We start from the raw sequence: 24933 nt of genomic DNA, 5'->3' as shown, positions 1-24933 counted from the left end.
AGATTGCTAATTGTTAACAATATTAGATTTAATTAATTTATAACGTCCTTTTTACAAATTGTCAACAATTTACATAGTTTATTTTTTGTTCTCGTATTTCATTTATATAAGTCCCTATTTAGTGCGGCAATTGTTCATTGTTGACAATGGTCGTTGGGTATGTAAAAAATAAGACTTCAAGAAAATTAACAATGACTCGCATTAATTTTGCTAGAAAGTAAATAGCTAAGTTGATGCAGGCATAAATCGATGAAGTATTGACGGTATTTAAAAAACTAACAGTAAGGTGAAAAAGTGAAAGCGGTACAACTGAGTTATATTGTCATTATTGGGTTGTTAATCGCTTGCGTGGAACAAGATAAAAATAAGCTCGAAGAGTTACCAGTCAAAATAGAAACTATCGCGATAGAACCTGAATCTTTTATTAAAAAATCCAGTATTTTTTTCACTCAACCGCTTCGAAATGAAATCTCAAACCACGACCATGGCAAATATACTGATTATCATGTTGATGCCACTATGTGGGGGTTCCTACCTCCTTCTTTTGCTAATTTTGACTTTCAAACAAATTTACCAACAACAATGAATAGTTATGTTACTGACACTATTAATCATGATCTTGCTGATGTTAGTTGGGTTTCACGCATAGAATGGGATGTTATTTGGAATGGGATGACATCAAAATACCCTCAAACTTTCCAACAAGCGATGGTTAAACGACTCGATGGCTCAAATCTGGAAATAAAATGGTTTCCAGGTCATTATTTTTTTTCCACCCATCATCCGTTATTTCGCGAGTATATTGAATGGCAGGTTCAAGATGTTGCTTTTTATGATAATGAAAACGTCATTAATAGAGTCGATGCTATCTTGTTTGATTCACAACATTCTAATCCCGCACAATACTATTTAGGTGGGGATTTTAGTGAACATTGTATGACTAATTTTAATAATTGGTTGGTCAAAAACTTTAGTAATGATGAATTAATTGCACTTGGTATTACTAATATATCAACATTTCACTACGGTGACTTTTTAAAAACTGCTGGATATACCGCGACTCAATATGAGGCTGAAACCACCAATATTCCCAATAAAATTCCGTTAAACAATGAATATCGCCATTTTTTACAAGATTGGAACAATAACTACTTAGCTGAATTAGTTCAATACACTGATGAAGTCGCCAAGGCAAAAGGTTATCCCTATCAAGAAGGAGTTGGCTATATTGAAGTAGGCACCAGTTCACCGATACTTGATCCCTATTGGAATGGGATAAGAATGCCCTTTAATGATGAATTTGATTTCTATGTGCAAGAATTTAACCATCGTGCCATCGAACAGAAAATTAATGGTGACGTAATGCTGATGTACAAACTAGCAGAAGCCATTAATAAACCTTTAGCTTTAACCGCACTGCCTTATCCTGATTGGAATTATATGGTTGATAATCCTGAAGCGGTTGATTTAGTGCGTACATGGATAGCATTAGCGTATGCTAATGGCCAAGTTTTTATGGCACCTGAACATATGTGGGCTTATCAGGGGGCATTACAGCGTTATTACGATCCAGCCATAGGGGATTACGATTATATTTATGCTTGGATAAAGGAAAAGTCTTTCATGTTTGATGGCTATGAAACGGTCGCTAACGTTGGCTTAGTATATAGTCACCAAGCCTACCGTGAAACTCAATACGATGAGTTAGATATATTTTTGGCAGCCTCAGATCTCATGGAACAAAATATCCCTTATAAATTATTAGTCGCTGGTGATAGCTGGTGGCCAAAATATTTAACCGATAGTGATCAAAGCCATGCCATGGACAATTTTAACGTGATTGTAAAAACTGACTTTAATGGCGCAGCACTTAGCGCCTCACAAACAGCAAAGCTTAATTCTTATCGAAATAAAGTTGTAAAGTGGTCAGATACGGCGTCAATAACTGATTTATTAACAAAAGAGGTATCCGTTGATGTTGCACAGGTTGCGCTGTTCCCTAGAGAAAATGCAAGCTTAAATGCAACAATGAGCAATGCACCGCGCATTATGCATTTGGTAAACAGAGACTACAATGCCATAACTAGTAGCCTAAACCCAAAAACCAATTTAACCGTAACTATTAACGACAGTTTATATACTGATGTTACTTCAGGTTTTGTTGGCGCCACCTATACTCAAGCAGGACAACCAGTCATTCATTTAGATATCAGCTACGAAAATGGAATCACTAGCGTGAAGATACCTGAATTAAAAAGTTGGGGGTTAATTGAGCTATACCCGTTACCATTCAAAGTGCAGAAACCTGCATCTTGAAAGATAACGGGTATATATACCAAAGCAGGCTTTCCATGCGAGGAAGCTTCTGAGGTTTGCTCCTCTAACTAATTCTACCTTACACGAACATAAGACAATATTCCCTCAGTAATTCAGGTGTACAAATTAAAATCAAATTGATAGTAATTTAAATAAAAAATGTTTACAGCGTGTTATTCAATTGTTACATTGGTTTGTAAATTGTTAACAATATTTAATTTCTTATTTATCTTAAATATTAAAAACATTTCAATCAAAGGTAATAAACAATGACGACATGCACTGAAGTGGTTACTCCCTCAGGTTCATATAAAGATATTTTGCCAAGAACTACAAAAATTAACTATGGTATAGGAGATTTTGGCAATAACATTATTTGGCATACAATGGGGATATGGCTTGCGTATTTTTATACGGATGTTTACGGTTTAAGTGCAAGTCATGTTGCTATTATGTATTTAATGCTAAGAATATTTGATGCGATAACCGACCCATTAGTAGGTTTATTGGTTGATAGAACTCGCACTAAACATGGTAGCTGTCGTCCATTTATTCTTTATGGCACTATTCCATTAGCAATAACTTTCATCATGTTATTTTATACGCCAGATCTCGATGAAACAGGTAAGCTTGTTTATGCTTATGTAAGTTTTTCCTTACTTACCCTTGCTTATACGTTAGTCAATGTCCCCTTTTCTGCAATGGCCGGATTTTTAACACGTGACTCAGACGAAAGAACCATGCTGCAATCTTTTCGATTTGGCCTAGGCATGCTTGCATCAGTTTTTGTTTCATACAGCACACTATCTTTAGTCGGCTTATTTGGACAAGGTAACGAGCAACAAGGTTTCTTTTATACAGCAATGGTTTTTGCTTTATTGATAGTCGGTTGTTTATATTATTGCTTCTTTACCGTTAAGGAAATTTACCCTGCTCCTGCTCTGAAAAAAGAAGAAAAAATGGGAGTTAAAGACCTTATTAGCAGCATTAAAGAAGCCTTTAGCAACCAACAATTAGTGATACTTTTTTTAGGAAACATTCTCTTTTTTATCATTTTAACGTTAAAGGCAACCCCTACTGTTTATTATGTAAAAGAAGTTCTGATAAACGCTGAACATATGATGACAACTTTTATTACTTGGGGAACTGTCGGTGCAACATTAGGGGCTGCATTGTCAGGATTAATGTGGACAAGGTTCGATAAAGTACGTGCTTACAAGGTACTAATGTTTGTTTGTGGTGTACTTACTGCTATCCCTTACTGGCTACCAGGCGATGCTTTTTCATCGATATTAATATTAGGTACTGCGGTTTCATTTCTATCATTAAGCATGGTGCCACTTATTTGGAGTATGTTGAGTGATGTGGTTGATTATCAAGTCACGCTGACGGGCAAAAATATGTCAGGACTGTTTTTTGCCTTATTTCTATTTACCCTAAAAGTAGGACTAGGTGTCGGAGGGGCATTAGCTCTTTGGATCATGGGTGAAACTGGCTATGTCGCTAATATTGCTCAACAACCCCCTGAAGTCGTCGAAAGTATAAACTTTATCAGTACCTTATTACCGGGCATTATCTTTATTGTTGCAGGCATGATTATGATGTTTTACACCCTAGATGAAGAAAAACGCGCAGAAATAAAATTAAAGTTGTATGGAGAATAATTAGGTGAATAAGTTAGACAAAAATATGAGTGCAGCAATGCAACGTCATCAAGTTGATGATAGTGAAAATGAACTATATACCCGTTTTCGTTATCAACCAGTAACAGGTTTAGGGTATGAAAAAGGCGTAAACCGTCGCGATCCTAGTACTATTATTAAAGTTAAAGGAAAATATTTTATTTGGTATACCCGTAATGAGTGTCAACAATCAAGCTGGTTAAATGCAGATATTTGGTATGCAACAAGTGATGATGGCATTGCATGGCAAGAGCAAGGGCCAGCAGTTAAAAGAGGCCCAAAAGGTGCGTGGGATGAATACAGTGTTTTTACTACGGAAATATTGGTCGCCAATGATAAATATTATTTATGCTATCAAGCTAAACGAAATAATGACCCGCTAAACGTTGTCGGTATGGCAACAGCTGTAAGCCCTGATGGGCCATGGACAAAATTAGCAGAGCCTATTTTAGAGCCGTGTCGAGATGGTAAACTTATTAACCCTAACGAACACGGTGACTCTAACTGGGGAGCTGCTTTAGAGCTTGGTTCATGGGATAGCGGTGCAATTCATGATCCCGGAATTATTAAATTTAACGGGCAATACTATTTGTATTATAAAGGACATGCTATTGGTGAAAAAATGTTTACCGATTCCAAATGGGGGTTGGCTGTAGCTGCTCACCCTGAAGGGCCATACGTAAAACATGAGGCTAATCCTGTTTCTAATAGTGGTCATGAAACGTGGGTATTTCCGTGGAAAACAGGCATGGCGGCAATCGTTGATTGGGCGGGACCTGAAAAAGGTACCATCCAATATTCTGAGAATGGCATAGACTTTGAGGTTGTCACGACGCTTGAAGATATCCCTCCCGCAGGAGGCGCATATATACCAGATAAGTTTTTAAATAATGGTGATGGACAAGGATTTTCATGGGGGCTTGCACATTATGGCGCTTCAGATTGGTGCTTTTTAGTAGGCTTTACTTGCGATTTAACACGCCATGGAGAAAAAGACTTAGGTTGGCACGGTTTCCCACATTACAGCACTATAAGAGATGTAATGAAAGAGCCTGAACGTTTTGGCATTACTAGAGAAAATTTATTTCAAAAAAAGTGAATCCCCTAAGAAAAGCAGAACTTCAATTGATTAATTGTTACCTCTCATAATTAAGGTAACAATTAATCCTCAGACAATCCCGAATAAGCTTCATTCATATTATTCTGATTGCTAGCACGTACACCATAACCCACCATTTATGATAAGGCTATGGGTAACTAATCAGCGTGGTCGAGACTCTATGCTAGGCCATAAGCTAAAGTGTAAAATGTGACTTGGGTTCACCTGCAGACACATTCTAATCGGCTCTATCAGCGCTAATTGTTGTTCGAGTCAGCTAATGCCACTTTGGAGACGGTTTTATAAATGAAAAAAATACGCCGTCATCCTGCGCGAGCCAAAGCGAGACGCGGGACCTCCCGACGCATGCTGTGGTTCTAAAAAATAATAAAATCAAATCATTATATGCACGCTATAACTGGAGGAGGTACCGGATGTCGCTAGTGCTCCTCCGGCATGACGGTGTATATTTTCTAGTTTATTTTGTCTCCAAAGTGGCATTTACTGACAAAAATAAAGTTCAACAATTAACTCTAATATGGCCTTCTAATCACTATCTAAGCCAAACAGTTTTTCTAACCAATTTGGTGGTGGTTTACGTTTTTCTAAACATTGATCTGAGTAAAAAATACCATCACTAATTGCAGGGAAATCAGCAACATTTGCACAATCTCCAATTACCGCATTACCCGTTGCTAATTCGAATGTAGTAAATTCAATTCCTTCAGGGACTAAATCGAAACGACTATTGCTACCTTGTTTCTTAAGGTAATTAGCAAATACAGTTAAAGCGCCACTACTGCCAGTTAAACCTGTAGGTTTATTATCGTCTCGGCCTATCCAGGTAGTGACAACACTTTCTCTATCATAACCAACAAACCATGAATCTCGTGAATCATTACTGGTACCAGTTTTACCGGCAAGGATTTGCTCTGGAAAACGCCAAGCTAATGATCTAGCCGTGCCTTCTTGTGCAACTTTAGCTAAGGCAAAGTCAATTAAATAGGCTCCTTGTTGTGACAACCTTACATCAACAACGTTAGCTTTGCTCCACAGTACATCTCCTTGTGAAGATACTACTTTGATAATGGCAAATGACTGGTTATATAAACCGCCATTAGCAATAGTGTTGTACCATTGGTTCACTTCAAAGGCAGACATGTTTATAGCACCAAGTAACATACTTGGAACTTTTGGTACCTTACCTTTGAAACCAAGATTTGCGAGAGTGACTGAAACGTTATCAACGCCAACCTTTAAGCCTAAGTTAACGGTAGGTACGTTTAACGAATTTACTAAACCATCAAGTAGCGATACTTGGCCTCTGAACTTACCATCATAATTTTTTGGCTTCCAAAACTTACCTTTTGAACTCTTTAATGAAATAGGTTCATCTTTTAACGGTGATGCCAAAGTATATTGGTTGAACTGCTCAAGAGCGGTTAAGTAAACTACCGGTTTAATTAATGATCCTATTGGACGTTTAGCATCTAATGCACGATTAAAACCAGAGTACTTGACCTCTTTACCTCCAACGACAGCTTGAATCTCACCTGTGCGTATGTCACTCACCAGAACTGACGCTTCAAGTTTGTCATTACCTTTTGCTTTTTCGAGAATGCTAAGCTGTTCAATTACGGCCTGTTCGGCATGTGATTGACGCTGTAAATCAAAGCCGGTAAAAATACGGATACCAGATTGCATGGCACTATTAGCGCCCATGTTTTTCAGTTCACGGCGTACCAATTGCATATAACCTGGATAGGTTTGTTTGGCAAAGCGACGATCTGGGCGAATGTTTAGTGGTGTGGCTAGCGCTTGTTTGTATTCAGCGGTATCAATGCTATGGTTTTCAAACATCACTCTTAACACCAAATCTCGGCGTTCAGTTGCACGTTCAGGTTTACGCCATGGGTCATAAAACGATGGCCCTTTAATTTGCGCTATCAATAAGGCTACTTCAGAGTTATTTAGCTGCTTTATCGGCTTACCAAAATAAAACTGAGAAGCTAAACCGACACCATGAATGCCGTTGGCATAATGCTGGCCTAAATAAACTTCATTCAAATAAGCTTCTAAAATTTGATCTTTCGAATATCGTATTTCAAGAATGATAGACATAATTGCTTCATTCACTTTTCGCCATAAGGTTTTATGACGAGTTAAATACATATTTTTTGCTAGTTGCTGGGTTAAGGTACTACCACCTTGTACTGTTTCGCCGGCTAATAAATTTTTCCAAAAGGCGCGTAAAATACCCGTAGGTGAGACACCATGATGGAGGTAAAAGTCTTTATCTTCAATAAGTAATAAGGTGTCTATCACCTGCTGAGGAATTTGCTCTAATGCAATTACAACTCGGTCTTCGCCTTCAGCCGACAAAATGCGGTCAATTAAGATTGGTTCAAGTTTTACTTGATGAACCAGCTGCTTATCTTGAATTAAGCGAAATACTTCACCACTTTTTTTCTCGATTGAAATTAATGATGCTGGCTCTAACCCTGAGCCAAAATCAAATTCTCGTCGATAAATAATTAACTTGGTAGATTTTCGGGTAAATTCACCGGGAAATCTAACAATAGAAACGCGTTTATAATTGAGTTGCTTTAATTCATCTTCGAGGAAATCAAAATTAACTTTTTGATCATTAAATATAGTTGGCACTCGTCCAAATACTTGAGCAGGCACTTGCCAGCGTTGCCCATCAAAGGTTTGCCTAACTTTACCATCTAAATAAATGCTGTATAAGCCAATACTTACAATGAAAATTATTGATAGCTTTATTGAAGTTATAGCACACCAATGAGCAAAGCCTTTACTTGGGGCTTTATTGCTTTTAGCTTTACCTTTAGTAAAACCCTTTTCTTTCTTTTTTATTATTTTTCTAGATGCCATTGTCGGTCTGTATTCTGCCGCTTTAGTTATTTATTGGTTAGATGCTTTTTTAATTTTGTTGTTGCTTTTGCGTTGGCAGGATCATCAGGCCAAAAATGTTTTGGGTAATTGGCTTTCATATCCTTTTGCACATCTTTATAACTGCCCTGCCAAAACCTTGCTAAGTCTTGTGTCACTTGAATGGGTCTTTTTGCAGGAGAAAGTAATTCTAATAATACCGCAACTTGCCCATTAGCAACATAGGGAGAGCTACTTAAACCATACACTTGTTGCATAGGTAAAGCCAACTTTGGCTGAGGTTGCTCACTATATTGGTAAGTGAATTCTCTACCAACAGGGCTAGTGTAACTTTTAGGCGCCCACTGTTTCACTAGTTTTTGCTGCTCAAAATCTAATGAATTATTTAAAATCTCGCTCAAATCCAGTTTTTGTAATGCCGCTAGTTTCTTCACGTCAAACACATATGGAGCAAGCCATACTTCTAGTTTATCCAATAGGCCTTGTTCTGAAAAGTCAGGTAAGTTTAATTCACTACAATAGCTATTGAGCCAGCGAACTCGGGTAATAAAGTTTTCAGTATGGCTATTAAACTTTAATATAGATAACCCCTTTTGACGGATAAAGTCACACCATAACGTAGTTAAAGTTTCGCTATTTACCGCAGCTTTTGCAGGTTCTTGTTTGAGTATCAATTTAAATAAACGAGTTTGCTTTTCACTGTTAATTTTTTGATTTTTATCATCATAACTTAATACATCAACTTCTCTAATGTGCGAATTAAAATATTGATATATATGCTTTTCTTCAATAGTTGACGCTAAGGTAATTTGCAATTTTTGTTGATAGCTATGTAGCTTTGCACACACTAAGTATGGTTCGCCGTTTAGCTTATCATTATTAGATAACACCGCGCCTTTACCGTTAGCACACAAATAGCTACCAATGGATTTTCGCGCTATGGATATTCGTTCAGGATAGGCAAATGCTAGTAATAATCCACAATAAGCCATGGGCCAATCGTTATCATTTAAACTCAATGAAAACTTATTCGAACTTATACTGTTAAGTTTTTTGGCTAAGTTTTGCGCTTGTTTAATAATACGATATTCAATGCCTGTTGCTTTACTTTTATTGCTATTGGCAAGTTGATATAGGCGAGCTTGAATATCACAGTTATCATTTGCCCTGTCACGATTAAAAATATCACGTTCTTCTAGCATTGCCGCCAAAATACATGCCAGCGATAAGCAATGTTTAGCGTGAACATTATCAGCAGCTACATCTAACGATTTAATCATCATATGGGCAAACCTTGGATGACAAGGAAAATTTGCCACTAGTTGGCCATGTTTGGTTAACCTATTATTGCTATCGACTATATCGAGGGCTTGCAAAGACTGCCAATTTTGTTGTTCGCGAGAGTTAATAGGCAGTTCTAGAAAGCTCAATTGTTCAAATTTACTTACACCCCAATTCGCCACATCTATGGTTAATGGTAATAAATCCGCTTGGCTGATCTCGCTTGCTGCATGTTCAGTTCGGCGCTGAAAATCATCATTTGCATATAAGCGCACACACTTGCCAGCTTGCACTCGCCCGGCTCGGCCGGCTCGTTGAATTGCTGATGCCTTGCTGATTTTTTGCATGGTTAATTCATTAATTAAACTGTCATGGTTAAAGCGCGCTACCTTTTCATAACCACTATCAATAACCATCGAGATACCATCGATGGTTAACGATGTTTCGGCAATATTGGTGGCCAACACCAGTTTACGTCGTCCTGATACTGCAGGATTAATCGCTCGTTGTTGTAGCTTCATATCTAAGTCGCCATACAAGGCAAACAAGTCAACATCACTCGGCAGTTGTTCAATAAGGGCATTATAGATAAAACGGATGTCGGCAGTGCCCGGTAAAAAAACGAGAATTGAGCCGACTTCATTACCCGTATGATGGCGTATTACACTTATTGCATGTTGTCGCCAATTACGTTCAATGTTTGGCGCTTGATAGCTGACTTCAATTGGAAAGCTTCTGCCTTCACAACCGAGTACTTTTGCATCAGGTAAAAATTTGGCAAGATATTCATTATCTAAAGTGGCCGACATTAATAATAACTGTAAGTCTTCACGCAGGCCTTGTTGGATGTCGAGAGCCAAAGCAAAAGCTAAATCAGCATGAATAGAGCGCTCATGAAACTCATCAAAAATGATTAAGCCAATATCACTTAGCTCATTATCATTTTGTATTAGTCGAGTTAATATCCCCTCAGTCACCACTTCTAAGCGCGTATTGCTAGATACCTTGGTGTCATTACGCATGCGATAACCAACGGTTTCACCTACTTTTTCACCAAGCTGTTGGGCTAAACGATTTGCGACTGATTTAGCGGCAATCCGGCGAGGTTGTAGCATAATAATTTTTTGATGTTTAAATAACTCTGCTTTCAACAACCACAAAGGCAGTTGCGTCGACTTACCAGCTCCTGGCGGGGCAGATAATATAATTGCAGGGTAAGTTTCTAATGCTGTTAGCATTGGAGCTTTTACAGCTTGAATAGGTAATGCATTAACTATAGATGTATTCATATAGGGCTAATATACAAGTATTTGAAACTTGCATATTTTATTGAAACGTAAATTATTAATACAGTCTTTATAGCACAGTTTTCGTCGCTAACTCAGTAGTATTTTCAACTTCATTTGTTAGTGTCACCTCCTGTTTTTCCCGATTAAACACAATATATAAAGAAGGTAAAACCAATAAACAAACAAAGGTAGTAAATAAAATTCCAAAACCTAAAGAAACAGCCATAGGTACCACAAACTGTGCTTGTCTTGAGGTTTCAAACACCATAGGCGCTAATCCACCAAATGTAGTTAGCGTTGTTAGGATTATCGGTCGGAAGCGGCGTTGACAGGCAAGAATGATTGCGTCTAATGAATTAATGCCTTTGGCTGTTTTTTTATTGGCAAATTCAACAAGGATCAAACTGTCATTAACAACCACACCAGCAAGTGCTAGCATTCCCATTAAACTGACAATACTTAAGCTAAGCCCTAAGAACATATGGCCTAATATTGCGCCAACGGCGCCAAAAGGAATAACCGCCATAATGAGTAAAGGCTGGCCATAACTCTTAAACGCGATAGCCAATAGAATATAAATTGCGGCTAAAGCAAATCCAGTGCCTAGCTCTAAACTCGACACACTTTCTGCGATTTGCTCTTGGTTACCACCAAAATGAATCGTTAAGCCAGGATAACGACCTTCTAACTCGGCAACTAAATGACCTTTAACCGCTTGTGTAACCGCGGGTATAGCCTCTTCCGGTAAAACTTCTGCGCCAACAGTTTCTACACGTTGACCTTTGCGTCTATTTATTCGTGAAGGCGCTAATACCTTTTCAATAGTAGCGACACTGCCTAAAGGAGCGTACCCTCCGCCTTTAGTTTGTATAAGTAAGCTTTCTATATTGTTAGCGACTTCTCGCTCGGCCCTAGGTAGGCGAACTAAGGTGGTTACTTCGTTTCTCAAACGGTGCTGTCTTTGTGCTTTTGCACCATATAAAGAAGCGCGCATTTGCGCAGCTAAATCAGCGGCATCTAACCCTAATGAACGTCCGTTTTCATTTAATTTTAATTTCCATTCAGGTTTACCTTCTTCCATGGAGTTAACTGTGGCAACGACAGTATCAATACCTTCAAGAAATAACGCCGCATCATGCGATGCGGCAAGTAACACATCAGCATCGCTATGACGTAATTCTATGGTCACTGAAGTAGCTGCTACGGCGCTACTGCCACGACGTGCACCACTAAAGCGTAACTTGCCTTTTTTATTGAGTTCTTTTGAGCTTTCTCGCCACCACATGCGTACTTCTTCAGTACTAACTGCTCGCTCTTCACTTTCAACTAGCAGTAAGCTCACTTCCACTCCAGTATCGGTGATCATGCTGCGAGTACTAACTAAAATGTCTTCAGCATTGTTTTCTTGAAGCATTTTTTGACTACTTTTTTCTAAGATATCTCTTAGCTGTATTGCTCGCTCTAACGGTTCACTCTCAGATATTTCAAAATTAGCTTTAACCCAACGACCATCCATTTTAGGATATAGCCCAAAGCCCATTTTTCCACTAAAAGCATAAGCGATAACTAAAACAAAACATAAAGTCGCAATGGCTAAGGTTAAACTTGGCCAAGCTAAACACCTCTTTAATAACGGTGTGTAATAATGCGTTATAAGGTTTTGTAAGCCTTTATCACATTGCTTTTGTAGGGCCTTAAATTTTGCAGTCACTACATTAGGCTTTTTATCTTTTATGTTGGCAAGGTGTGAAGGTAAAATGAATAATGCTTCAACCCAAGAAACGACAAAACAAAGCACTACTACTACCGGTATTGCGCCAAAGAGTAACTTCATAAAACCGGGTAATAATAACAAAGGTAAGAAAGCAACAATGTTGGTTAAAATGGCAAAGGTTAGCGGTTTGGCAACTTCTTTTGCCCCTAAAATGGCCGCATCAGAATACGACATTCCCTCTTCCATATGGGAATAAATATTTTCCCCGGCAATAATGGCGTCATCAACCACAATTCCTAACGCAATAATAAATCCAAACATTGACACCATATTGATAGAAACATCAAAGCTAGGCATTAATAAAATAGCACCTAAAAAAGCACTTGGAATACCCGCAACAACCCAAAATGCCAATCTAAATTCTAAAAACAAGCTCATTAGAATGAGTACAAGCAATAACCCCAAAAAGGCATTATTAAGCAATAACCCTAAACGTTTTTGATAATTTGTGGCATCGTCATCAACAATAGAAAGGCCAGCATTAGGAGGTAGCATTTCTTCAAGTTCTGACCACATGCCTTTTACTGAGTCAGCTATATCACTAGGGCTTTGCTCCCCTACTCGGTAAATATTTAAGCGCGCGGATAACTGCTTATTATAGGTAACTAAGTAACGCTCATCAGCGAAGCCTTCACTTACTGTCGCAACATCGCCTAGTAATAATTGATCCCCTTGTTCAGATGATAACAAGGGCATTTGAGCAAGTTCATCAGCCCAATAGGTACGTTCATCTATAGATAATAAAATATCACCATTATCAGCTTTAATTTTTCCGGCTGACTGCTCAATTACGCCGCGTTTAATTTTTGATGAGACTTGCGTTAGCGTTAAATTATAGGCTTGTAGCGTACTTTGCGGAATTTCAACATGGATTTCTTCACGAGGCATACCTCTTAAAGTCACTTGTGATATATAAGGCGATTGTAAAATACGATCGCGTATTTGTTCGGCTACCCTCTTAACGCTAAATTTATCAAGATCAGCATGCACAACAATTTCCATAACATCGATAACACGTTTGCCAAGGTTAACTCTAGGTCTTTCCATGCCCGATGGAAATGATGATATACGATTTACCGCTTGTTGTGCGTCTTGATAAACTTGCTGTGCATTAGCGCCAGCTTCAAGCTCACCACGAATCTTCACCCATCCGGCAAAAATACTGGTTTTAATACTTCTTATGCCCGATAAGCTATCAAGGGAGTCTTCAATAGGTACGGCAATAGAATTTTCCATTTCACTTGGCGCTGCGCCATGGTAGGCAACCGTTACGGATATGCTATCAAGGGTTGTTTCAGGCATATATTCTTTCCGAATAACCACCGACATAACCAGACCACCAAGCAGCAAAGCGAACATTAATAAATTAGGTGCAATACCGTGACGGATCATCCACGTCATTGGGTTAAAGCTCATTATAATTTGCCTCGTTGCAGGCGCTTTTGCTCTTTTTTATCTAAAACTTCATTTTCATCTTTTGAGATCGGTTTTACTTTTCGAGGCATATTTATATCTATTGCTTTAACCGGTAAACCGACACTGACAATACCCGGTTTTTCACTTAACGCTCTGTCACCTTCAATAAAACCCGCTTTAATGTAAATTGACTCTCGCCCCTTGAATAACACATCAACAGATCGTTTCTGCAGAGTATTGCCTTTATCAACCACCCAAATAAAATCACCGGGTTGCAACAAATTACTTTTAATAACCCAGGCATCAGTGATTTCATTGCCTTGTAATTCAATACTTAAAAAATCATTAATAAATATAGGAGGATTACTTACATCAACCGAATTATTAGCATTTAATGACAGAGGGTTATCAATAGCCAATAACACTTTAACTTGCCTGTCACGAGAATCTAATTCTGGCAACACCGATACAAACTTTGCCGTACGGGTTACGTCTTCGCCCCACAGTTTAGGTTGAGTTAAAATGGCATCATGATTGCTATCAAATAATCCTAGGAAGGTACGGGGAATTTTTACTTCAACCCAGAAAGTGTCAACATTTACAATTTTAAATAAATTACTATTTTGTCCTACTCGACTGCCTCGCCCTACTGATTTACTGACAATTTTCCCTTTAAAAGGCATAACAACATTAGTGCGCTGTAGTGCAATTTCGGCTTTTTCAACATTGGTTTTAGCAATATCTAATTTTGCCTGCGCCATTAATAACTGCGGTTCACGCAAAACTAATGTGGTTTGTAGACTATTTTGGTCAACACCTTCTAATAAGGCTAACTCTTCTTTGGCCAGTATTTGATCAGCTAGTTCCAACTCTAAACTTGCCTGCGCCTGCACTAATTGGCTTTGTTGAGTGCGCAATGCTAATGCGTAATCAATGTTATCAACTTTAGCCAACCATGCACCACGGTCTAAAAGCGCACCTGGTCGAGCAATAGGGTTAACTTCGGCAATCTTTCCTGAAACTTCAGCCAATATATTGACTGATTCATTGGCTTTAACTAAGCCTGAAGAATTCCACTTAGGTATAACTGAACCTTTTGTTAAATCAACAACGCGTACTATTCTTTGCCTCTTTTTATTATCCTTTTTCCATGCAGGCTGTTCCATTTTTCCAGAATCTAAAAGGTAAAGTGCTAACGGAATACTGATAATTACAAGGACTAACGGTATCGATTTTTTCAGTAAAGAGGTAAATTTATTCATTAGGTATTTTCATCGATTATTGTTTTAGCAGAAAAGTTAGTCTCTTTTTCTTCTACATCACTGGCTTGAGTAAAGTTTCCATGGCTTAATTCACGGTACAGGCTCACTCGGTTATTTATTAATTCTTTTTGCGCATCAACCACTTGTCGCTCAAGATTGAGACTGGTCTCTTGCGCTTTAAGTAATGTTAAGTAACTGGCTTTACCATTTAAATATTTTGACGATATGACCCGTTCAGTTTTTTTAGCTAATAACATTTGCAGGTCTATATTGTTTGCCACTTTTGTTAATTGTTGTTCAGTAATTAACGATGTCTCGACTGCATAAATTGCTTCTAACCAGGTTTGCTTATAATCGGCAAAGCTCGCTTGTAGATCATATTCTTTTTGTTTAACTACAGCTTTTTTCGCGCCTGCATCAAATAGCGGTAACACCAATGATGAAATTAACGAGCCACTCCAATCATCAAATAAATCTTGGACATTATTTTTATTAGTTGAGTAACTGGCTCTTAGCGTAATTCTTGGAAATCTGTCGGTAACCGCAGCAGCCATTGAGGCATTGGATGCTTGCAATTCGGCAAAGGCTTGTTGAATATCAGGACGATATTGCAAAGCACTTAAAGGCAGCCCGATACTCGGCAATGGTGGAACCTTTGGTAATGAGGTTTGTGTTAATTGCGATAACTGTGACGATTTCACCCCGAGCCACAATGCCAATTGCTTGGCAAAAATAGCTAAGCGGGCATCGTTTACAGTTTGTTGCGTAACAATTGATTCTAATAGCCTTTGCTGTTGCCATATGTCTGTTATTGAATTTTTGCCCAGAGCAAAACGGCGATTAATGACCTTTAAGGCCGAGTTGGTCCGTTTATATTGATCGGCAAAAAGTCTTTGTTTGTCAGTTGCAGCTATCCAGCCAAACCAAGCATTAGCAATAGAGCCAGCAACGGCATTAGCTCTTGCCTTGTAAAGCGCTTGCCGTGCCACAACATCCCAAACAGCTCTTTGCTCAAGAGAGGCTATTCGCCCCCATAAATCTAGTTCCCATGAAGAAGTTAAACCAACAGATGCACTATTTGCTTTATCCATATTGTCAAAATCACTTCGACTACTGGCGGTTAAATTTAAATCGGGATATTTATTGGACTGGCTTACAGTTAAACCTGCGGTTGCACTTTTTACTTTGGCTAAGCTTGATGCTAATGATTGATTATTTTCTAAACCAATGGCAATAAGTTCATTTAATTTAGCGTCTTCAAATGACTGCCACCAGTTTGTTGCAAGTTCAACTTTACCTTCATCAATGAAAGAGTTTTCAATATCCGGGATTACATCCAGCTCTTTAGTTTGAATACTACAGGAGCTAGTTAGCAATATTAGGGATAATAATCCTATGCATTTAATTACTCCGTTTACCTTATTCATCTTAATTATTGTAATTCCAAACTGCTTTATATTATTTTTTTACTCGTAACTTTATATCATGTAATAAGTTGATGATCATAGCCTTTACAAAAAATTTACGCACCATAGTATTCATTTATTCTGCTTGGTATGCCACCTTAATAAAGGTAGAGCTAAGATAGTCTTATGCCTACCTGCTAAATTAGCTCTAAGGGTTTTCACAATGAATAGAACTACACTGTCATATATTTTCAAACCATTCGCGATATTAGTTTGTACTAGCACACTGATGTCTTGTGGAGGTAGTAGTTCAGCACAAGATAAAGAGCCTATAGATATTGTAGTCCCCGTTCCAGACCCAACTCCTGATCCAGTTCCTGAACCTGAGCCAGAGCCTGAACCTGAGCCAGAGCCTGAACCTGAACCAGAACCGGAGCCTGAACCAGAACCGGAGCCTGAACCAGAGCCTAAACCTGACAGTTATACCAACAATCCTGATCTGAATGAAACCGAACAAGGTATGCTGAATGCGGTTTTGCTTAATAGAAACCCCGACTGCCGCGTTTACGCTTCAGATAATAATGAAGGTAATTACGGTTCTGCAGGTATGATTGATAAGTCAAACGAAGCCGATGGCGCGCCTTACTTTCCAGGAACCGATACTAAGAGCAAAGTCTTTATTGATTTAGTTATTGTAGAAGGTGAGTACATTCAAGATCCCGACAATCCACATATATCAGGAGGCTGGAATTATGAAAGTGTAGAGCCAACCTTAGATCCTGAATTAGCTACGCATTGTCGAATGACTCATAACATGATCCCTAACCATGATTTTGGCTGGGGTGTAGGTGCCCCTAATCAAATTAATGTTTGGGTAACCGAAATCGATCATGACGATTTGCAAATTACTTACATTCCTGTGCATCCAAAATTATCTGAGCCATTAGTAGCAGACGATACCGACAGAAACCCGACTAACTTTATGGACTATGACGGAATATTACTTAATGGTATAGGTATCGCGATGGACTCTGGTTTTTGTTATAACCCTGACCATGCTCGGGTAAACCCAGCAGGTAATGCCACAGGCTGTGGTCCAGGTTCGGTGTGGTTTGAAATTCCAGCTTACACATTACAAGAGCCTGAAGCTGAAAACATGGCTGCTATTTTTGACGAATATTTCGGCCATGGCTTTGAAGGTACTTATCATTATCACGCAATGACACACCCGCTACAAGACGATGAAGAACATGATCATGCACCTGATGCAAAAGGTTCACCTTTAATAGGCTACGCCAAAGACGGCTTTCCAATTTATGGCCAATGGTTTGTGAATACCGAAGGCAACTTAGTTAAAGCGAAATCTGGTTACGTACTAAAAAACTGGGGATTAAATCCTGACATCAACGGTTTTGGTCAATCACGTGTGCCTTACACTGATACCCCCCCATTTAAAGATCATGGCACGCCACCAACGCCATGGGATGTTATTAACAGACCAACCGATTTTGATTTCAGTTTTACCAACCAGCCTTTTGGTGTGCCGTTAGGCAGATACATAGATGATTGGGAATTTGATAATGGCAACACGGGTAATTTAGATGAATGTAATGGTGCTACCGATATAAACGGCATTTATGGTTACTACATTACCGATACATACCCTTATGGTCCTATATGCACGTTTGGTGAACATGAACCATCTTTTGGTAAGGTACCGCCGTTAAGATGGGACGATGAATTAGCTTCTCCATTAGATACCTTAGACGAAGATGGCGTGCTTATTAATGGTCACTAGAAGATAAAAATACGCTGAATGAGATCTATTTATATAAGGATAATTAGAGAAAGTACACCGTCATCCTCGAGGACTTGTGCATGGATGCACTTAGGTAGAACTACGCAGGAGCAGTTGTCGAGCTCAAGCGAGGTCGGGGACCTCATCAGGCAGTGGCGTGCATTTATTGGATACGCATGGCTATGCCAGCAAAGAAATTGCCCGAATTTACACACATTGTCAATTTAGGAGGTCCCGCACAAAAGCACTGCGGGATGACGTGCATGGAAGCACTGATGCCGCGGTGCCATGGATGGCAATGAGCGGTGACGGCGCACTTTTCTAAATATAGTGAATATGAACGGTGTGTTTTTTCTAACTTTGTGTGTGTAGCTCAACACTCTGTTTGGCGCTTAACATTGGTGTTGCAATTGCTTGGCGCTTATTGACTACTTCACCAACAATAATTAGCGCGGGGCCTTTGAAATCATAAAATTTCATCTCGTTCGCTATATTAGTTAAATCGCTGCAGCATACTTGCTGATCTTTAAGTGTGCCTTGGTCGATAATGGCAATTGGCATTGTCTCTTTCATGCCATATTTAATTAAGCGTTGGCTAATTTGGCTCACTTTATTTAACCCCATATAAAATACTAAGGTATCTTTTTCATTGGCAATATTACGCCAGTTAGCTTCCGCTTCAGTATCTTTTAAAGAAGCGGTAACAAACCTTACTGATTGTGCGCAATCACGATGGGTTAACGGGATGCCTGAGTAGGCAGCACAGCCACTAGCCGCCGTTATCCCTGGAATTATCGCAAACGGGATTTGGTGCTTGGTCAGAATCTCGGTTTCTTCGGCTAAACGACCAAAAATGCTTGGGTCGCCGCCTTTTAACCGAATAACGGTGTTTCCTGCTTGTGCATGCGCTAACATTGTTTGACATATTTCATCCTGATGCATACTGTGCTTGCCACATTTTTTACCAACAAATTCAACCTTTGCTTGCTTTGGAAAATATTGATACATGTCTGGATTCACGAGCCAATCAACCATAATCACATCGGCTGATTGCAAAATACGGTGCGCTTTCATAGTAAGTAATTCAGGATCGCCACAGCCACCACCAATTAAATAAACTTGCCCTTGGCGGTTAGATTTATTTGATAGAGCGTTATATTCAGCACCGCTATTGTTTAAGTTGCCTAGGCTCATTTTTACAAAACGAGTAAAGCTGTAAAATGGGCTAAATAAACTTGAACTACTCATAACTACTCTCCTAAATTTTTTACTTGTGCATTAATCTTTAAACCAATACTTGTACTTGGCCTTGTTCAATGCGCGTGGCATAACTGGTCACAGACAGAGATTCATCGTCTAAACAACGGCCATCACTTAAAACAAAGCGCTCCTTGTATAACGGTGACGCCACAAAAATTTCACCCTCTTCATCACCAATTAAACCACGATAAAGTACATTGGCATTACCAGCTGGATCCCAGTTACTAATGGTAAAAGCTTTGTCATTATCAATTAAAAAAATTGCTACTTGCTGTTCGTTATCTAACAGTGCACAAACGCCAGAATGTTTTACTAAATCGTCTTTTTGACACAGCGTGTGCCAGTTCGTATTGGTGCTATTAATTGCAGTCATTATTTTATTCCTAATAAACCCATTTCTTAAAAACTGTGCGGCTGATTAAGCCGGCTCTACAGCGGTAACATCAACCGTTTCAATAAGCAGACCTTTGGCCGCTTTTTCGGTAAGTGTTGCCGGGCGAATTTGCTCGCGTTCAGTGACAAATTGAATATTTACATCTTGCTTGTCTGAGTTAACAAACTGACGGAAACGTTTTAATTTTTCAGGACTTTCTACGGTTGTTTTCCATTCACATTGATAGGTGGCGACAACAGCATCCATTTGTCGTTCAAGTTCTTCATTAATGCCTAAATGATCCTCCTTAACCACCTTTTGCATGTACTCTAACCCGCCTTCTAAGCTTTCTAACCATACTGAAGTACGTTGTAATCTGTCAGCCATACGGACATAAAACATTAAGTAACGGTCGATGTATTTAATCAATGTGGCATCGTCTAAATCGGTAGCAAATAAATCTCCATGGCGAGGTTTCATGCCGCCATTACCACTCACGTATAAGTTCCAACCATTTTCAGTAGCAATCACGCCAATATCTTTGCTTTGTGCTTCAGCACACTCACGAGTACAACCGGATACAGCAAATTTAATTTTATGTGGAGAGCGTAACCCCTTGTAACGTTCTTCTAAGAAGATAGCCATCGACATGCTGTCTTGCACACCGTAGCGACACCAAGTACTTCCCACACACGACTTCACGGTACGTAGTGACTTACCATAGGCATGCCCTGTTTCCATTCCTGCATCAATTAAGCGTTTCCAAATAGCGGGCAATTGATCAACGCGAGCACCAAACAAATCAATTCTTTGCCCACCGGTAACTTTGGTATATAAATTATATTCTTTAGCGACTTCACCAATAACAATAAGTTTTTCAGGTGTTACTTCACCACCGGGCATGCGCGGTACCACTGAATAAGTACCATCTTTTTGCATATTGCCCAGATAAGTATCGTTGGTATCTTGCAGGTGTAAGTGATCATCTTGCAGGATGTAATCGTTATAAACTGAGGCGAGAATTGACCCTACAGCCGGCTTACAAATTTCACAGCCCATACCTTTACCGTGTTTAGCAATTAAGGTATCAAAGTTTTTAATTTTTTCAGCTTTAATGATATGAAACAATTCAGTTCGGCTATAGACAAAGTGACTACAGATATCTTTTTTCACTTCTAGTCCGCGTTTAGCAAACTCGTTTTCAGCAACGTTTTTAAGAAGCGCCGAACATCCTCCACAACCGGTGCTAGCTTTAGTCACGCTTTTGATTGCACCAACATCGGTAGCGCCAGCTTCAACAGCTGCGACAATATCGCCTTTGGTTACATTCAAACATGAACAGATAGTTGCAGTATCAGGTAATGAATCTACACCTAGAGTAGGTTTTTCACCGCCATTGCTAGGTAAAATTAAAGCATCAGGATTTTCAGGTAATTCAATGCCATTTAATGCGTATTGCAATAACGAATCATATTCACTGGTATCACCGACAAGCACAGCACCTAGCAAGGTTTTACCGTCTTGGCTTACTACCATTTTTTTATAAACATTATCGCGTTCATTTTGGTATGTATATGATAGTGCACCCGGTGTGCGAGCATGAGCATCACCAATAGAGCCAACTTCAACACCCATAAGTTTTAACTTAGTACTCATGTCTGCGCCAGTGAATGATTCTTCACCACCAGTTATATGGCTTGCAGCAGCTTTTGCCATGCTATAACCCGGGGCAACTAAACCGAAGATGAAGTTATTCCATAAGGCACATTCACCGATTGCGTAGATATCTTCATCTGACGTTTGACACTGATTGTTAACTACTATGCCGCCGCGATCACCAATAGTTAAATCAAATTCACGGGCTAAGTTGTCATATGGGCGAATGCCCGCTGAGAATAAAATCAAATCAGTTTCAAGATGGCTGCCGTCGGCAAATTCCATTTTATGAACACTTGATTCACCGTCAACAATTACATTAGTGGCCTTTTCGGTATGCACGGTAACACCAAGCTCTTCGATCATTTTACGCAGTTGTTGACCGCCAGCCTGATCTAGTTGAACACCCATTAACTGTGGTGCAAATTCCACTACATGTGTATCTAAACCTAACTCTTTTAGCGCATTTGCTGCTTCTAAGCCAAGTAAACCACCGCCAACAACAACGCCTGTTTTACCGGTATTAGCTGATGATTGAATCGCATCTAAATCATCAATAGTGCGATACACCAAACAGTGCTCACGCTCTTTTCCTGGAATTGGCGGAACAAATGGATATGAGCCGGTTGCAAGAACAAGCTTGTCATAACTATATGATTCACCCTGCTCAGTAGTTACTACTTTTTGGCTTTTATCAATCGTGATAACTTTCGCATCGAGGTGAAAGTTAACGCCAAGTTGTTGATAGTTTTCAGGGGTTGTTAAGGCTAAGTCGTCTGCAGTTTTACCAGAAAAATATTCCGACAAATGAACTCGGTCGTAAGCCAAACGAGACTCAGCACACAGTACAGTAATATTGTAATTTGAATTTTGACTAAGCTGTTCAACAAAATGATGACCAACCATGCCATTACCGACAACAACAACGTTTTGCTTACTTTGAGTACCTGAGCTCATAATGAGATTTCCTAGTTCATTAAAATATCGCTAATAGCGATTTCGGTTAAATAACCGAGATATAAACTAGATAGAGCAAGCACAGTGCCACAAATTAAATAACCAATAATTACAATAGGTTATAGTAAGTAGCATTTATTTGATTTAATTAATGCCCTAGCTTGAACAGTTAAGCGCACTAAACAAGTGCGCCCTTATGGAAACCGTCATTCGAAACCAGAATCTCTTTCAGGTGATATATTTTAAATACGATTTTATAACCTATTAATAGTTTCTTCTCTATGCAACCTCTGTGTAGGTTTCAACAATTAAAGCTACTTAACAACAGTTAATACATTGTTTTACAGATAAATTATTTTTAACTGCTAGACTAAAAGTACCTTATAATTCAACTATCAGTTGTGTTTATGAACCTAAATTTAGAAAAGCTAAACAAACCGGTGTTCATAGCATCTTCACTTTTTATTCTTGCACTAATCATTTACACCGTCCTAGATCCTACTACCGCAACCAGTAATTTTTCATATTTACAAAGCGCTATTGTGACTAACGGCAGTTGGTTTTATGTTTTAACGGTAACAATAATACTCGTATTTGCTCTATATTTGAGCCTCTCAAGTATCAGTGCAATAAAGCTTGGACCAGATCACGCTAATCCTGATTACAGTTTCTCTACCTGGCTTGCAATGTTATTTGCAGCAGGTATGGGTATAGGATTGATGTTTTTTGGTGTTGCTGAGCCAGTTATGCATTATTTAGCGCCTCCGACAGCAGATAAAAATACATTAGAAGCAGCACAAGAAGCGATGAAAATAACCTTTTTCCATTGGGGATTACACGCCTGGGCTATTTATGCCATTGTCGCCTTAATTTTGTCATATTTTTGTTATCGACATAAATTGCCTTTAACCCTTCGTTCAGCATTGCATCCTATTATTGGTAATAAAATTTATGGCTGGCCTGGTCATATTGTTGATATATTCGCCGTTGTTAGTACCGTATTTGGCGTCGCGACCTCTTTAGGGCTAGGGGCGACGCAAGTTAACTCAGGTTTAAATTATTTGCTTGGTATAGATGTTAGTACGCAAAATCAAATTATTATTATGATCGTCATTACGGCACTCGCTTCAATATCTGTAGCTACCGGACTAGATAAAGGCATTAAAATTTTATCGCAAACTAATATGCTTCTAGCTATAGCGTTATTAGCGTTAATCTTTATCCTTGGACCAAGCGTTTTCCTATTAAAGGTATATGTACAAAATATTGGCGCTTATTTATCAGATTTAGTCCACAACTCGTTTAACTTATTCGCTTATGATAAAAAAGATTGGATTGGCGGTTGGACAATATTTTACTGGGGATGGTGGCTTGCATGGGCACCATTCGTAGGATTATTTATTGCGCGTATTTCACGTGGCCGAACCATTAGAGAATTTATTTTAGGGGTGATGTTAGTTCCCACATTATTTACTTTGTTATGGATGACTATCTTTGGCAATACCGCTATTGCTATGGTCACCGATGGTACTAACGCCAATTTGGCACAAATGGTGGGCGAAAATAGCTCTGTAGCTTTGTTTGTCTTTCTTGAAAGTTTCCCATTTACCACCGCTCTTACCGTTTTATCGGTAGTTATGATTGTTATTTTCTTTGTCACTTCATGTGACTCTGGAGCGATGGTTATCGATATGCTGTGTTCAAATGGTCGAAATGACACGCCATTATGGCAACGGTTATTTTGGGCGATTACTGTTGGTGTAGTTGCCGCAGTGCTATCTCTTGCTGGAGGTTTAGGTGCTCTGCAAACCATGACCATCGCTGCCGCATTGCCGTTTTCTATTGTGTTACTGCTTGCCATATTTGGTTTACTGCGAGCGTTACAAATAGAAAGTGCAAAAAAAGAAAGTTTATTGGTCAATGCAATGCCGACCAATTATTATCAAGACGCGGATCAATGGCGCGAAAAATTAGACAATTTGGTCTCGCACCCTGATAAAAAAAATGCGACTAAATACATCGAAGGAAAAGTATTAAAGGCCTTCACCAAATTGAAAGAGCAGTTTGAGAATAATGGCATTAGTGCTGAAATAGAACAATCTCAAAACGGCATTAAAATTTTAGTAAATCATGGTACTGAACATGACTTTGCTTATGGCGTGCACAAAACAATGCATACACAACCTGACTTTGCTACCGATGACGAAAGTGACATTGATGAAATGTATTACCGGGCGGAAGTACATTTGATGGAAGGCGGACAAGATTACGATATTATGGGTTGGTCTGAAATAGCAATAATCAACGATGTTATTGATCAATACCAGAAGCATATGCACTTTTTACACTTGTTACGAGATTAGTTCTACAACCTTAACAAACCTAATATATTTACCTGTTAGTGTGGTGAAGCATTTGTACTTCACCACGCTAACAAGTAAATAACCCGAA

13 protein-coding genes and 1 pseudogene are annotated in these 24933 nt (G+C 39.0%); 6 read left to right on the top strand and 8 right to left on the bottom strand.

Annotation, left to right across the window (positions count from 1 at the left end):
• The first annotated feature begins 294 nt into the window (after positions 1-294).
• From RGQ13_RS02420 to RGQ13_RS02405, 4 genes and pseudogenes are all read left to right on the top strand, one after another.
• Positions 295-2316, top strand: coding sequence for a hypothetical protein (locus RGQ13_RS02420; RefSeq protein WP_348391965.1), 2022 nt, complete (start codon positions 295-297; stop codon positions 2314-2316).
• A gap of 269 nt (positions 2317-2585) precedes the next feature.
• The gene (locus RGQ13_RS02415) at positions 2586-3980 is read left to right on the top strand and encodes a glycoside-pentoside-hexuronide (GPH):cation symporter (RefSeq protein ID WP_348391964.1); all 1395 of its coding nucleotides are present in this window, start codon (positions 2586-2588) and stop codon (positions 3978-3980) included.
• 4 nt (positions 3981-3984) lie between these two features.
• Positions 3985-5097 carry a glycoside hydrolase family 117 protein gene (locus tag RGQ13_RS02410; protein ID WP_348391963.1) on the top strand — a complete coding sequence of 371 codons (1113 nt, stop codon included), beginning with the start codon at positions 3985-3987 and terminating at the stop codon, positions 5095-5097.
• A gap of 127 nt (positions 5098-5224) precedes the next feature.
• Positions 5225-5311, top strand: a pseudogene (locus tag RGQ13_RS02405) (DUF3565 domain-containing protein); the annotation flags it as partial.
• A gap of 332 nt (positions 5312-5643) precedes the next feature.
• On the opposite strand, the gene mrcB reads toward RGQ13_RS02405, so the two are convergent.
• The 5 genes from mrcB to RGQ13_RS02380 all read right to left on the bottom strand — a co-directional run bounded on the left by mrcB (position 5644) and on the right by RGQ13_RS02380 (position 16408).
• On the bottom strand, positions 5644-7992 hold the full coding sequence (gene mrcB, locus RGQ13_RS02400) for a penicillin-binding protein 1B (RefSeq protein ID WP_348391962.1): 2349 nt from the start codon (positions 7990-7992) through the stop codon (positions 5644-5646).
• A 26-nt stretch (positions 7993-8018) separates the two neighbouring features.
• Positions 8019-10580, bottom strand: a complete 2562-nt coding sequence (hrpB, locus tag RGQ13_RS02395; protein ID WP_348391961.1) for an ATP-dependent helicase HrpB — start codon at positions 10578-10580, stop codon at positions 8019-8021.
• A 67-nt stretch (positions 10581-10647) separates the two neighbouring features.
• Complete coding sequence (locus tag RGQ13_RS02390; RefSeq protein WP_348391960.1) at positions 10648-13770, bottom strand: efflux RND transporter permease subunit; 3123 nt, start codon at positions 13768-13770, stop codon at positions 10648-10650.
• A complete protein-coding gene (locus RGQ13_RS02385) occupies positions 13770-15032 on the bottom strand; it encodes an efflux RND transporter periplasmic adaptor subunit (protein WP_348391959.1) in 1263 nt (420 codons plus the stop codon). Before RGQ13_RS02385 ends, RGQ13_RS02390 begins: the two co-directional genes overlap by 1 nt.
• Positions 15032-16408, bottom strand: coding sequence for a TolC family protein (locus RGQ13_RS02380; protein ID WP_348391958.1), 1377 nt, complete (start codon positions 16406-16408; stop codon positions 15032-15034). Before RGQ13_RS02380 ends, RGQ13_RS02385 begins: the two co-directional genes overlap by 1 nt.
• Before the next feature lie 253 nt (positions 16409-16661).
• Here RGQ13_RS02380 and RGQ13_RS02375 point away from each other — a divergent pair, with 253 nt between their 5' ends.
• Positions 16662-18236 (top strand): YHYH protein, encoded by a 1575-nt coding sequence (locus tag RGQ13_RS02375; RefSeq protein WP_348391957.1) that lies wholly within the window; start codon positions 16662-16664, stop codon positions 18234-18236.
• Positions 18237-18590: 354 nt separating this feature from the next.
• Here RGQ13_RS02375 and cobA read toward each other — a convergent pair whose 3' ends face one another.
• From cobA to nirB, 3 genes are read right to left on the bottom strand one after another with little or no spacing between them, the layout of a single operon-like run.
• On the bottom strand, positions 18591-19484 hold the full coding sequence (gene cobA, locus RGQ13_RS02370; RefSeq protein WP_348391956.1) for a uroporphyrinogen-III C-methyltransferase: 894 nt from the start codon (positions 19482-19484) through the stop codon (positions 18591-18593).
• Between the two features lie 37 nt (positions 19485-19521).
• Positions 19522-19869, bottom strand: coding sequence for a nitrite reductase small subunit NirD (nirD, locus tag RGQ13_RS02365; RefSeq protein WP_348391955.1), 348 nt, complete (start codon positions 19867-19869; stop codon positions 19522-19524).
• A gap of 45 nt (positions 19870-19914) precedes the next feature.
• Positions 19915-22482, bottom strand: a complete 2568-nt coding sequence (nirB, locus tag RGQ13_RS02360) for a nitrite reductase large subunit NirB (RefSeq protein ID WP_348391954.1) — start codon at positions 22480-22482, stop codon at positions 19915-19917.
• Positions 22483-22889: 407 nt separating this feature from the next.
• Here nirB and RGQ13_RS02355 point away from each other — a divergent pair, with 407 nt between their 5' ends.
• Positions 22890-24845 (top strand): BCCT family transporter, encoded by a 1956-nt coding sequence (locus RGQ13_RS02355; RefSeq protein ID WP_348391953.1) that lies wholly within the window; start codon positions 22890-22892, stop codon positions 24843-24845.
• Positions 24846-24933: the final 88 nt, after the last annotated feature.

The organism is Thalassotalea psychrophila, from assembly GCF_031583595.1.
Classification (GTDB): domain Bacteria; phylum Pseudomonadota; class Gammaproteobacteria; order Enterobacterales; family Alteromonadaceae; genus Thalassotalea_A; species Thalassotalea_A psychrophila.
Note: the sequence above shows the minus strand (reverse complement) of the source record. Positions and strands in the feature narration are given on the sequence as shown.